12 protein-coding genes are annotated in these 11,849 nt (G+C 65.1%); 8 read left to right on the top strand and 4 right to left on the bottom strand.

Features of this window, described 5'->3' with window-relative positions:
- The first annotated feature begins 55 nt into the window (after window positions 1-55).
- The 4 genes from OK349_RS04050 (at window position 56) to OK349_RS04035 (ending at window position 3,663) form a co-directional block, all read left to right on the top strand.
- Complete coding sequence (locus tag OK349_RS04050) at window positions 56-1,063, top strand: zinc-dependent alcohol dehydrogenase family protein (protein WP_265116536.1); 1,008 nt, start codon at window positions 56-58, stop codon at window positions 1,061-1,063.
- Between the two features lie 30 nt (window positions 1,064-1,093).
- Window positions 1,094-1,876 (top strand): NAD(P)H-dependent oxidoreductase, encoded by a 783-nt coding sequence (locus tag OK349_RS04045; protein ID WP_265116535.1) that lies wholly within the window; start codon window positions 1,094-1,096, stop codon window positions 1,874-1,876.
- Window positions 1,877-1,945: 69 nt separating this feature from the next.
- Window positions 1,946-2,794 carry an NAD(P)-dependent oxidoreductase gene (locus tag OK349_RS04040; RefSeq protein WP_265116534.1) on the top strand — a complete coding sequence of 283 codons (849 nt, stop codon included), beginning with the start codon at window positions 1,946-1,948 and terminating at the stop codon, window positions 2,792-2,794.
- Window positions 2,795-2,931: 137 nt separating this feature from the next.
- A complete protein-coding gene (locus OK349_RS04035; protein ID WP_265116533.1) occupies window positions 2,932-3,663 on the top strand; it encodes a class I SAM-dependent methyltransferase in 732 nt (243 codons plus the stop codon).
- A 481-nt stretch (window positions 3,664-4,144) separates the two neighbouring features.
- Here the strand turns inward: OK349_RS04035 and OK349_RS04030 are convergent, their stop codons facing one another.
- The 4 genes from OK349_RS04030 to OK349_RS04015 form a co-directional block, all read right to left on the bottom strand.
- Entirely contained in the window at window positions 4,145-5,131 is a 987-nt protein-coding gene (locus OK349_RS04030) for an alpha/beta hydrolase (protein ID WP_265116532.1), read from the bottom strand.
- Window positions 5,132-5,218: 87 nt separating this feature from the next.
- Complete coding sequence (locus OK349_RS04025) at window positions 5,219-5,800, bottom strand: LOG family protein (protein WP_265116531.1); 582 nt, start codon at window positions 5,798-5,800, stop codon at window positions 5,219-5,221.
- A gap of 167 nt (window positions 5,801-5,967) precedes the next feature.
- Entirely contained in the window at window positions 5,968-6,948 is a 981-nt protein-coding gene (locus tag OK349_RS04020; protein WP_265116530.1) for a retropepsin-like aspartic protease, read from the bottom strand.
- A gap of 216 nt (window positions 6,949-7,164) precedes the next feature.
- Window positions 7,165-8,058 (bottom strand): LysR family transcriptional regulator, encoded by an 894-nt coding sequence (locus OK349_RS04015; protein ID WP_265116529.1) that lies wholly within the window; start codon window positions 8,056-8,058, stop codon window positions 7,165-7,167.
- A gap of 137 nt (window positions 8,059-8,195) precedes the next feature.
- Here OK349_RS04015 and OK349_RS04010 point away from each other — a divergent pair, with 137 nt between their 5' ends.
- The 4 genes from OK349_RS04010 to OK349_RS03995 all read left to right on the top strand — a co-directional run bounded on the left by OK349_RS04010 (window position 8,196) and on the right by OK349_RS03995 (window position 11,842).
- Window positions 8,196-8,846 carry a hydrolase gene (locus OK349_RS04010; RefSeq protein WP_265116528.1) on the top strand — a complete coding sequence of 217 codons (651 nt, stop codon included), beginning with the start codon at window positions 8,196-8,198 and terminating at the stop codon, window positions 8,844-8,846.
- A 286-nt stretch (window positions 8,847-9,132) separates the two neighbouring features.
- Complete coding sequence (locus OK349_RS04005; RefSeq protein WP_265116527.1) at window positions 9,133-9,867, top strand: nuclear transport factor 2 family protein; 735 nt, start codon at window positions 9,133-9,135, stop codon at window positions 9,865-9,867.
- A gap of 35 nt (window positions 9,868-9,902) precedes the next feature.
- Window positions 9,903-10,973, top strand: a complete 1,071-nt coding sequence (locus OK349_RS04000) for an LLM class flavin-dependent oxidoreductase (RefSeq protein ID WP_265116526.1) — start codon at window positions 9,903-9,905, stop codon at window positions 10,971-10,973.
- Window positions 10,973-11,842 (top strand): SDR family NAD(P)-dependent oxidoreductase, encoded by an 870-nt coding sequence (locus tag OK349_RS03995; protein WP_265116525.1) that lies wholly within the window; start codon window positions 10,973-10,975, stop codon window positions 11,840-11,842. The genes OK349_RS04000 and OK349_RS03995 overlap by 1 nt, the downstream gene beginning before the upstream one ends.
- Window positions 11,843-11,849: the final 7 nt, after the last annotated feature.

The following is an 11,849-nucleotide window of genomic DNA, read 5'->3' as shown; positions in this document are numbered from 1 at the left end:
GGAGCGGGCTAAATCCCGCGGCGCTTCAATCGACGGCACGGATATCAGTTTACCTATGAAAGCTATTCATGCTCATCCACAGCAAGGACTCGACGGCCTGGCGCTGGTGGACCTTCCCGACCCCGGCGATCCCGGACCGAACGCCATCCGCGTGCGTGTGCATGCCACCTCCCTGAACTTTCACGATCTAGGCGTAGTGACAGGACGGCTGCCATGCGCTGATGGACGCATCCCCATGGCGGATGGCGCCGGGGTAGTGGAGGCGGTCGGTTCCGGGGTCACGGAGTTCAAGCCCGGCGACCATGTCGTATCCACCTTCTTTCCGACCTGGCTGGACGGTGAGGCCACCCTTGCCGATTTCACCACCACGCCGGGCGACGGGATCGACGGCTTCGCCCGGGAGGTCGTGGTGGCGCCCGCCACGTCCTTCACGCGCGCGCCGGCAGGATGGAGCCACGCCGCCGCCGCGACCCTGACTACGGCCGGTGTGACAGCCTGGCGGGCTTTGGTGGTCAACGGCGGCCTCAAGGTCGGCGACAGCGTGTTGGTCCTCGGCACGGGCGGCGTGTCGATCTTCGCGCTGCAGATCGCGCGGGCCATGGGAGCCACGGTGATCGCGACTTCCTCCTCCGACGAGAAGCTGGAGCGGCTTCGCACGATGGGCGCTGCGCACGTCATCAACTATCGCCAGGACGAGAACTGGGGCGACCGGGTGCGGAACCTGACGGGCGGCACGGGCGTGGACCATGTCGTGGAAGTAGGCGGCCCAGGCACACTAACGCAGTCGATCAAGGCCGCACGTGTCGGCGGCCACATCTCTTTGATCGGCGTGCTGACCGGGATGGCGGGCGACGTGCCAACAGCCATGCTCATGGTGCGGCAGCAACGGCTCCAGGGCCTGATCGTCGGCAGTCGCCGACACCAATTGGACCTGATCCGCGGTATCGACGCCGTTCACGGCCACCCGGTGATCGACCACTCCTTTCCGCTGGCCGAAATCGCGGACGCCTTCCGGCTCCAGGAATCTGGCGGCCATTTCGGCAAGATCGTCGTCGAATACTGACTACCCCCCAACTATCAAGAAGAGATCATCATGAAAGTTCTCATCGTTTACGCGCACCCCGAACCCACTTCGCTGACACGGCAGTTGGTCGATGTGACTGCTGAGACGTTGTCGGCAGCGGGGCACACCGTGATTCATTCGGACCTCTACGGCATGAAGTGGAAGGCGGTGTACGATGCCGATGACTTTCCAGTGCGTGACAACCCCGAGCGGCTGTCTTTCATCATGGAATCGGGCCATGCTTACGGAAGCGGACATCAGACGCCCGACGTGATCGCTGAGCAGCAGAAGCTGCTCGCGGCCGATGCTGTGATCCTGCAATTCCCGCTGTGGTGGTACGGCGTGCCCGCGATCCTGAAGGGCTGGATCGAGCGGGTCTATGCCTTCGGCTTTGCCTACGGCTATCAGAATGGCTCCAACGAGTTCCGCTTTGGCGAAGGCATCCTCAAGGGCAAACGAGCGCTGGTCAACGTGCAGGCAGGCGGCCCAGCGGCCGACTATGGCCCGCGGGGTATCAACGGGCCGATCGAGCAACTGCTGTTCCCGCTGACCCATGGCGCGCTGTTTTACCCCGGCATGGACGTGCTCCCTACGCACGCGGTCTATGGCGCGGGTCACGTTTCCACGGCGGAAGAAGTGGAGGTGATCAAGGCAGCATGGCGTGTGCGTCTCACCGGGCTGTTCTCCGACACGCCGATCCCCTTCCGGTCGCAAAATGGCGGTGACTTCCCCGATCGCCACACCATGGCCGACCATGTTGCGCCGGGCCAAACCGGCCTCGTCGCGCACGTTGCCGATATGGTCGACGCATAAGAGCAACGCCGATGTCGCCTGGTTGGTCAGCTCAGATCGCCATGGCCTTCGGAGCTAGAGGAGTTGAAAATGGATGTATCACTTATCGGGCTCGGGCAGATGGGCTCGGGCATGGCCGATAATCTCGTGGCGGCCGGTCACCAGGTCACCGTCTGGAACCGGGACCGGGCCAAGACCGAGCCGTTCGCCGCTCGGGGTGCGAAAGTCGCCGCCGACCTCGCCGCGGCCGCCCGGGCCGGCACCGTCATGACCATGCTGGCCGACGACGCGGCCGTCGAGGCGGTCGTGTTCGGGGACGGCGGACTGCTCGCGGCAGGTCCCGACCTGCTCCATATTTCGTGCAGCACGGTCAGCGTGGACCTCACCGCCAGACTGGCGGCGGCGCACGCCGCGGCGGGACAGCGTTTCGTGTCGGCGCAGGTGCTGGGCCGCCCGGACGTCGCGGCGGCAGGCAAGCTGTCGGTGATCGCGGCGGGCGCGGCGGAGGATCTGGATGTCGCACAGCCCTTGTTCGACGCGATCGGGGCGGGGACGCAACGGGTCGGCGACCGCCCGGTGATGGCCGCGGCAGCGAAGGTCGCGCTCAACGCCGGCATCCCGGCCATCATGCAGATGCTGACGGAACAGTTCCGCATCGTCGCCGCCCACGGCATCGCCGCGGATCGGATGGCGGCGCTGCTGCTCGACGTGAACTACGGCAATCGCCTGATCGGGAGCTACGGCCCGATCATCGCGGAGCAGCGGTTCGAGCCGGCGGGGTTCCCGATGCGGCTGGGCCGCAAGGACGTGGGATTGGCGTTCGCGGCGGCAGGCGACGCCGATCTGCCGCTGACTGAGCTGATCGCCTCGCGCATGGACGCGATCATCGGTGCTGGCGGTGGGGAGCGCGATTGGTCTGCGGTCGGCCAGACAGATTAGACGTCGAGGAACCTCACCTGATTCCGGACTGAGACGGAAAGCGCTTTCGTCCTCCAGTGAGCGTCACCATCGGAGAAAACCAAATGCGCATTCTGAAACCGCTCCTGCTGCCGCTTATACTCGCCGCGCCACTGCCAATGGCGACAGTCCAAGCCGCTCCCGCCGATGTGCGGGCGGCCGTCGCCGCTCCCGGGAGGCCGGCCGAGGCGGTCGCGCTCGACGAAAGCCGCAAGCCCGTCGAGGTGCTGAAGTTTCTCGGGCTTGAACAGGGCGACCGCGCGCTCGACCTGTTCACCGGGACCGCGGCCCCGTTCACGCGCGTCGGCTATTATGCCGAGATCATGGGCCGCGCGGTCGGTCCCAAGGGTGCGGTGGTCGCGTGGGAGCCCGCCAATCTGCTCGACGATGCAGGCAAGAAGAACTTTGCCGGCCTGATCGCGCGCGTTCCCAGCGTCCACCTGATCTCGAGCACCGCCGCCGATCTGACGCTTGATCCTGCGAGCTTCGACTTTGTGCTAATGCACCTCGTCTATCACGACGCCTATTGGGAGAACGAACAGTTCCAGTTTCCGCGGATGGACCCGCACGCGTTCCTCGCCAAAATCTTCGCGGCGACCAAGCCAGGCGGGATTGTCGGCGTCGTCGATCACGTCGCCGCGCCCGGCGGCGACACACGCGCGGTCGTCAGAAAGCTCCACCGCATCGACCCGGCGGTGCTCCGCGCGGATTTCGAGCGCGCGGGGTTTAAGCTCGAAGCCGAGTCCGATCTGCTGCGCAATTCCGCCGACGATCATTCGAAGCTGTCGCTCGATCCCGCGATCCGCGGAAAGACTGACCGCATCATTTACCGCTTCCGCAAACCCCGTTGAGGGCGCGCTGTCGTCCCTGAACTTCCACAACCTAGGCGTGGGTGACAGGACGGCGGCCGGACGTCGATGGCCGTATCCCCATGAGGGCGCCGACGCACCGCGTTTGCCTAGCAGCAGATCGCCAATGATCGGCACGGCCACGATTGTGAGCAGCCAAGCGCCGAATATCTTTGCGAGCCAGATCATCACGGCGGCCTCCAGCACGCTCTCCACCCGCAATATGTTTCCTGACCGCTAATGATTGTGAATAGCCGTTTTAGCTCCCGCTCGTGGTGCCGGCGGCTATGCGCCCCATTAGCAGTCGTGCGAGATAGCTCAACGACTCTGAAAGCGGCCGTTCGTTCACCTTGCTCGACGCGGCGACCGGAATGGCCGAAATTAGGACTTTGCCGCCCCGCATCTATCGGGAATCCCGAAGCGGATAGCGGCCGCTCGTCAGGCCGCCAGTTGTCTCGAAACGATCGAGTTTCGGGAGCGCGCGTCATCGCCAACGGGCTTTGACAAACCGGGACATCTCGGCCGCCAGGTCGTGGTCCTCCGGTGCGTTTCCCTGAAAGCCACCGTGCGGCATAGCCTCGAAGATATGCAGTTCCGCGTCCACGCTCGCCCGGCGCAATGCGCGGTGCATCCGTACCGTGTTGGACAGGAAGAGGTCCCGCGTGCCTGATTGCAGGAAGCTCGGGGGGAATCCCGCGAGATCGCCGAACAGGGGAGACAGATGGGGATGCGACAGGTCAGCCCCGCCGGCGTACAACTCGTTGTTCCGCATCAGCGAGCCGGGCAGCACAACATCGACGATCTGGTTGACCTGAAAGCTGTCGCCGGACTCGGTCAGATCGACCTGAGGTGAAAGCAGGACCAGCCCTGCCGGCATCGGAAGCGCCTCGTCCTTGGCGCGCAGGAGCATGGCCGCGGCCAGATTACCGCCTGCCGATCGCCCGCCCACGACGATGCGGGTTGGTGCATGGCGCGCCAGAACGTGGCGGTACGCTGCCATCGCATCGTCGAGTGCGGCGGGGTAGGGATGTTCCGGCGGCATTCTGTAGTCGACGCCGTAGCATAGTGCCCCATGCTGATCCGCCTGCATCCGCGCCTGGGCGATGCATGCATCCCCGCCGCCGAACACCAGCGCGCCGCCGTGAAAGTCCAGATAGGCGCATTCCGGATTCGATATGGTCTCCGGTGTCGCGACGTGAAGCGTCGCACCGTCCGTGTGGACGGTCTCGACCTGTGAGCGGAGCGTGCCGGCCAGCCCTTTTACCGCAGCGGCATAGTGCCCATCGGCCGCGGCTTTGACCGCCATCCATCCGGCATGATCCTCCGGCAGTGGCATCGTGTAGCGCGCATTCAGCGGGACGCCATCCGCCCCGACGAGCTGTTCAAGCCTGGCCCGCGCTTCGGCACTGATGGAGGTGGGAAACGGTATGCGGCGCGCCGGCACGGCCACCCCATGTTCTTGATCGGTCATGTCGCTCGATAACTCCTTCCCCACCGGCGCTGCACCTGCGGCGCCAGCATTCGGGTCGGCTCAAAACCGCGCGTCAGGCGCCGGTCTTCAGCGCTCGTCAGAGCTGATCCACTTCGTTTCGCTCGGAACCTGATAGCTTCCGATCATGTCGAGCAGTGCCGCAGGATCGGTCGAGGCGAGGAGCATGCCACGGTGGACAAGCTTAAGGAAAGCCTCGTCGACGACGTGATCGAGAAACCCGAGCAACTTGTCGTAAAAGCCTTCGATGTTCAAAACCGCGCAGGGCTTGGCGTGGCTGCCGAGCTGGGTCCACGTCCACACCTCGAAGATCTCCTCGAAAGTGCCGATACCGCCCGGCAGAGCGATGAACGCATCGGACATCTCGGCCATCAGCGCCTTGCGCTCGTGCATAGAGCCGACCACCCGCAGGTCCGGCAATCCGGTATGGGCGACCTCCCGATCGACCAAGGCTTGGGGGATCACGCCGGTCACCGAGCCGCCCGCCGCTATCGCCGCGTCCGCGACGGCTCCCATCAGTCCGACCGCCGCGCCACCATAGACCAGACCGATGCCGCGTTCCGCCAGAAGCGTGCCCAGCCGGGTAGCGGCAACACGATATTGTCCAAGACGGCCGGCGCTCGAGCCGGAAAAGACACAGATACGTTTCAAGGGTCTACTTCCATCGGTGGCGGGGAGGGGCCTGCGCGGCTGGTAACGCCCGGATCCAGCGGCCGCGCCGGGTCAATCGATGATCAGGACGGCTTGGCGGGACATAAGCGCGCGCGATACCGGAGCGGGCGTCGGTGCATCATGTCTCTCGATACCGAGCCGGCGCTTTACCCTTCGATGCAAAGGGTCTTGGCCGGGTAGTCGAAGGTGATCGCGCCTGCCTTCCACAACGGAACGCCGAGCGACCCGTCAAACAGGCCCGCTTCAAACGCTCCCACTCCGGATGAGAGCGCTGCCTCAACGCCGGTGATGACTGTTCCGCCAAGGCGCATTTCCGCGATGGGAGCAACGCTGCCCTGCACTTGCCCGCCTGTGCCATGGCCCACCTGCTGCACCTTGCCCGAAGCAATCAGCACTTTGCCCGCTTCGCTGCGCACGAAGGGACCGCCGATCATCAAAGCATGGTGCCGTGTGCCAAGATCCACGACGAGCTTGAGCTTTACCGGATTGGCGGCCGGCGTTGGCCTGATCTCGGCTTCAACCATGGGGACGTCAGAGACGATCGTGATCGGGATCGGAGCTGCGCACTTGCCTATGCTCCCGCTCGGGCCGAAAGTGATCAGCTCTCGCCTGTAATCGACTCGTACCGCGCCATATTTGAAAGCGGGAGCGCCGATCAGAACCTCAATGGGGAATCCCGCCGACAAGGAGAGTTGCCCGAGGTTCGCGGAGAGCCCGGGCAGCTTCTCAAAGCCGAGTGGCCCGACGTTCAGAGCTGCGATATCGATCGGCCGTAGCTGCTGCGCCTGAGCACCAGCACCCGCAACGTCCCCGATCGACTCTGCCGCTGTGAGACCGAGCGCTGCAGTCGTCCGCTGATCCACCAGAAGAGCACCGGCACCGCTGTCGAGTACCGCCGACTGTCGCCGGCCGTTCAGCGTCACGTCGAGTGCGACAAGGTTGTCGCGGAGCTTGAACGCGATGCTGACGGGCTTGTCGGGCGTCTCTGTAGGACGATCGCGCTGGTTGGCCTCTGACTGCCACTGCTCCTGCTGATCCTGCTTCGCGGAGGTCTGAGCATTCGCGGGTCCAACCCAGGTTCCGGCCGCAAGCGCCGCGCCGAGCATGAGCCTGAAGTTGATCTGCACTGATGTTCCTATCTTTGCCGTTTGGCGCGCCGCGACCTGATGCGTGATGCGACCCGCGCGGGAACGCAGATCATGAAACGACGCGCTGTCATCCGAACGGTGCCGCCCGGAGGCGGCCGGGCGTCGGTCTGCCGCCAATGTGTCGCCTCAGTGGCGCTCAGGGTAGTGCTGCCTTGGGTGGTGCTGTGTTGCACGACCCGGAACGCCAAGCATCGGTCAACGCGTTTCCTGCGTGTTCAGGGCGGACTCGCCGAAGCACTCGATCAGCATCTCCGTGAGCACGCGGATCTTGCGGGCAGGGTGCTGCCCCGGCGGACGGATCACATATATTCCCAGTTCGGGTAGCGGATAGCGCGGCATCACCTCTACGAGGGCACCCGATGCGAGATGTTCGGTGATCAGCGCCTCGGGCAGCCCGGCGAGGCCAATGCCTGCAAGTGCCGCGGCGACAAGCGCGACCGCATTATCGGCTTTGAACCGCCCCTGCGGCTTCATCAGGACGACCTTGTCGCCGTCCTTCGCCAGCCAACTCTCGGTGCCCTGCATGACGACCTGGTGAGTCCCAAACTCTTCGGGCGTTTGCGGCGCGCCATGCTTCTCTATGTATCCCGGAGCGGCGACATATTTGGCGGTCGTCCAGCCCACCCTTCTGGCCATCAGGCTGGAGTCACTGAGGTGGCCTACGCGGATGGCGCAGTCGAACCCGTCTGCGATGAGGTCAACGAACCGGTCTGAATAGCATGTCTGAACCTGCAATTCGGGATTGCGCCGCGCCAGCTCCGCGATGACAGACGCGAAGTGGGTGGGTCCAAAGGTGAGCGGAGCCGCGATCCTGAAGCGCCCCCGCAGGGCGCCGGCTGGGAGGATGGTCTCGCGGGCTATGTCGATTTCGCTGCAAACCCTTGCTGCGTAATCCCGGAAGGTAATCCCGGCCTCCGTCAGCGCTGCGCCCCGCGTCGTGCGCGCAAGCAGCTGGATGCCCAGATCTGCCTCGAGCCGCGCCAGCCTCCGACTGACGATCGACTTCGACACCCCCAATCGCAGCGCCGCGGCAGTTACACCGCCTGCATCCGCGACCTCCACGAACGTCCGAAGTTCCTCGATATCCATGCGGTGTTCCCAGATGCGCAACACAGCATAGCATGATGTGGAGCTACCGCGTCGGAAAAGGCGATGGCACACCCTCCTTGGGTGATGCCCAGTCCTGGTGTCTCCCGTAAGCCGATTACGGCAGCAAGGGAACCGACATGACCTTTCGCAACGGCCTCGACTCGCTTCTTCGCCCCGAAGACTCAGTGCTCGTGCTCATCGATCACCAGCCCTACCAGCTCGCGAACCTGAACAGTCACGATCCTCAGGCGGTCGTGAACAACACCACCGCTCTCGCCAAGACCGCCAAAGTCTTCGGCGTTCCGACGATCATGACGAGCGTCCTGGCGGGCCGCGGCGGCCTGATTTTCAAGCACGTCACCGATGTCTTCCCCGGCCAGGAGGTGATCGATCGCACGTTCATCAACACGTGGGAGGACAAGGCGGTCGTCGATGCCGTGAAGGCGACCGGGCGCAAGCAGCTGATCATCGCCGGCCTCTGGACAGAGATCTGCGTCGCGATGCCGGCCATCCAGGCGGCGGGGGAAGGCTGGGACGTGACGGTGATCACCGACGCCTCAGGGGGCACCTCGGTTGAGGCGCACGCGGTCGCCATTCAGCGCATGATCGCGGCCGGCATCAACATGATGACGTGGGTAGCGCTGGCCGCGGAATGGCAGCGCGACTGGGCCCGGCTCGAGACGGCCGGCCCGCTGACGCAAGTCATGATCGACCATGTCGGTGGCAGCGGCGTCGCCTATATGTGGGAACAGCAGCTGCTGAATACGGCGGTCCCGGCGGCGGGCTGATGAGGCCGGATGGCGAAGCCGGCGGGATGCGGCCGCAGGCCGTGTTCCTCGTCGGCCCCTGCCATCCCCGCGGTCCCGACAGTGGAGCGCTGCCGGCTCAATCTTGGGCTTCCTCAGGCGCTCCCGACCGGGTGCGCTCCACTCGGGAGACCGGGTCGATGCGCACCATGCGGGTCGCGGGCGTGATGGCGACCTGCCGCTTTTCTCGATGGGACTTCACTCTTCCTGCCCTGGTTCCTTTGTCGAACCTGGCGAGGCTGCAACCGCGCAACCAAGGAGAATGACAATGTCGATCGCCGGTTTTCCGGTCGGACAGGAGATGAATGTCACCTATCCCGACTTCAAAGTCAGCCTGAAGCTTCACTCACTCACGCAGATGGCGTTCGACATCGCCGAGGGGCCATTCGCGCACAAGGAGACCGTCTCCATCGAGGTGCAGCCGCTGGGCAACGGCATCTTCCTGGTGAGCTGGGTAGAGGAGAGCGGTGCCACGGTCACGAACGTGCAGGACTTCGATCGTGGGGTCGTGCACTCGTTCGTCACCTTGCCGGGTGGGCGATTTTTAAGGATGGAAGGATCGATCGAGGTCACCAGGCCTGCGGACCTTCCGGGCGATGATCGTCCCGAGCGCAACAAGGCGCTGGTGCTCGAGGCAATGACCGCGCTCTTTCAGCGCCGCGACGCCTCGGCGGTCGCGCGGCTCTACGCACCCGATTATGTCCAGCATAACCCCAGCATCCCACAGGGACGCGCAGCGCTTCAAAAGCTCGTCTCGGAGCTGACGGACGAAGTCTTTTACGAGCCGGGCATGATGATCGCCGAGGGCAATTACGTCGCGATTCATGGCCGCATCCGCGGTTGGGCTCCCGCGCCGCAGGTCGTGGTCGACATTTTCCGTGTCGAGAACAACAGGCTCGCCGAGCATTGGGACGTACTTCAGGACGAGGCGAAGCCCGCGGCAGGCGGGCGACCGATGTTCGAACCGGATGAGCGGGCGCGTCAGGTACCGGCAAGAATCTGAGCATCGGTGGTGGACCGACGCTGAAAGGACAACAGATGGAAATCGGCATCGACAGCTTCGCCGCGATCCTTCCCGACCCGGCCACGGGCCGGCTTCCGTCCGCAAGCGATCGGATGGCTGACCTCCTCGAGGAGGTCGAGGTCGCCGACCGCGTCGGTCTCGACCTGTTTGGCATCGGCGAGCACCACCGCGCCGAGTTCCTCGACTCCGCGCCGACCGTCATTCTCGCTGCGGCAGCGGCTCGCACGAAGCAGATCAAGCTGACCAGTGCGGTCACGGTGCTCAGCGCCGCAGACCCGGTCCGCGTCTTTCAGGAGTTCGCGACCCTCGACCTGATCTCCAAAGGCCGGGCGGAACTGGTCGTCGGCCGGGGTTCCTTCACGGAAGCCTTCCCGCTCTTTGGCCTCGACCTGCACGCCTATGATGACCTTTTCGCCGAAAAGCTCGATCTTCTTCTGGAGCTGCGCGAGACACCCAATCCAGATTGGGAGGGTCGCTTCCGACCCGCGCTGCGCGGGCAGGGCGTTTTTCCGCGTCCTCACCAGGCGCAGCTGCCGGTCTGGATCGGCGTGGGCGGGACGCCTCAGTCTTTCGTGCGGGCTGGCGCCCTTGGTCTGCCGTTGATGATCGCGATCATCGGAGGAAGCTTCGAACGCTTTCGTCCCCTTGTGGACCTCTATCGCGAGGCCGGTGCCGAGGCCGGCGTTGCCCCCGAAAGGTTGAAGGTCGGCGTTCACGCGATGGGCTTCGTCGGAGAGACCGATATCGCCGCGGCCGACGCCTTCTATCCTGGCTGGTCGCACCTGACCGGGACGATCGGACGCGAGCGCGGCTGGGCGCCGCCCACGCGTCGCGACTTCGACGCCCTGGCTGGCCCGGAAGGTGCCTTCCTCGTCGGAGCCCCGGATACCGTTGCCGCCAAGATCCTCCGCGCGAGCGGGGCGCTTGGCGACATTGCCCGCGTGACCTTCCAGATGAGCACTGCCTCGCTCGAGACGGCCGCAATGAAGCGATCGATCGAACTTCTGGGCACGGAAGTCGCACCCATAGTGCGTGAGCGCGCTGCGAGGGAAGGGGGCCGCATCACCCTTTCCGCCGGCCGGTAATGTCACGCCCCTCCTCCAAGCGGCTTCGATCCGTTGTGATCGCCGGCGCTGGCGCCGGGCTGGGTCGGGAAGTCGCGCTCGAGTTCGCCAGTGAAGGAAGCGTGGTCTTCGGTACCGCAGAGTCGGCGGCCCAGGTTCAGGACCTGAAAGCGGCATCGGGCGGGCGCGTGAGCCTCGCAGCCTGCGATATCACCAACACACAAGGGCTGACGGCTTGGGCTGAGGGCGTCTCGGACGCGCTCGACGGCGCCGGGCTTGACGCCCTGATGATCGTTCCGGAGCGCCTCGAGAGCGGCCCGCTGGAGGTCTTTCCGCTCGATGCCGTCAGGCGAGAGCTCGAGCTGAATGTGCTTGGCTCCCTCTCTGTCATCAACGCATTCCTGCCTTCGCTGCGGATAGCGCGGGGCAGGGTCATCCTGGTCAGCTCGTGGATCGCCAGCCTGGCGGTTCCGTTCTGCGGGCCGTCTGCAGCCTCGATGGCGGCGCTCGAGGCGCTCTCCTCAGCATATCGGGCGGAGGTGCAGCCTTCAGGGATGGATGTGGTGGTGATCACCACAGACCTCATCCGGCCGGCCGCTGACACGGACCGAGCCACCAGGGCGGTGCGCGCCGCGGCAAAGCTGACGCCCGCGCAGCGCGACCTCTACGGCAAACGCATGATCACGACCGCGTCACGGCTGGAGGAGCTTGCGATTGGGGGCACGGGTATCGCCGAAGTTGCGGCGCGGGTGGTGCAGATCGCGCAGGCGCGCGCGCCAGCCAGTCACATGCCCGTCGGCGACCGCGCGAGCGAAATCATAGCGGCGGCGCGATCGAAGACTGATGCCGAACTCGACGCTTTCCGCCTCAGCCTGGTCGGCCTGGGTTAGCCGGCAT

This window comes from Sphingomonas sp. BT-65, from assembly GCF_026107375.2.
Taxonomy (GTDB): domain Bacteria; phylum Pseudomonadota; class Alphaproteobacteria; order Sphingomonadales; family Sphingomonadaceae; genus Sphingomonas.
Note: the sequence above shows the minus strand (reverse complement) of the source record. Positions and strands in the feature narration are given on the sequence as shown.

Bases quoted from the DNA above. Each gene is read 5' to 3' on its own strand.
- OK349_RS04050 (WP_265116536.1), top strand. From the start codon at position 56: ATGAAAGCTATTCATGCTCATCCACAGCAAGGACTCGACGGCCTGGCG.
- OK349_RS04045 (WP_265116535.1), top strand. From the start codon at position 1,094: ATGAAAGTTCTCATCGTTTACGCGCACCCCGAACCCACTTCGCTGACA.
- OK349_RS04040 (WP_265116534.1), top strand. From the start codon at position 1,946: ATGGATGTATCACTTATCGGGCTCGGGCAGATGGGCTCGGGCATGGCC.
- OK349_RS04035 (WP_265116533.1), top strand. From the start codon at position 2,932: ATGGCGACAGTCCAAGCCGCTCCCGCCGATGTGCGGGCGGCCGTCGCC.
- OK349_RS04030 (WP_265116532.1), bottom strand. From the start codon at position 5,131: ATGACCGATCAAGAACATGGGGTGGCCGTGCCGGCGCGCCGCATACCG.
- OK349_RS04015 (WP_265116529.1), bottom strand. From the start codon at position 8,058: ATGGATATCGAGGAACTTCGGACGTTCGTGGAGGTCGCGGATGCAGGC.
- OK349_RS04010 (WP_265116528.1), top strand. From the start codon at position 8,196: ATGACCTTTCGCAACGGCCTCGACTCGCTTCTTCGCCCCGAAGACTCA.
- OK349_RS04005 (WP_265116527.1), top strand. From the start codon at position 9,133: ATGTCGATCGCCGGTTTTCCGGTCGGACAGGAGATGAATGTCACCTAT.
- OK349_RS04000 (WP_265116526.1), top strand. From the start codon at position 9,903: ATGGAAATCGGCATCGACAGCTTCGCCGCGATCCTTCCCGACCCGGCC.
- OK349_RS03995 (WP_265116525.1), top strand. From the start codon at position 10,973: ATGTCACGCCCCTCCTCCAAGCGGCTTCGATCCGTTGTGATCGCCGGC.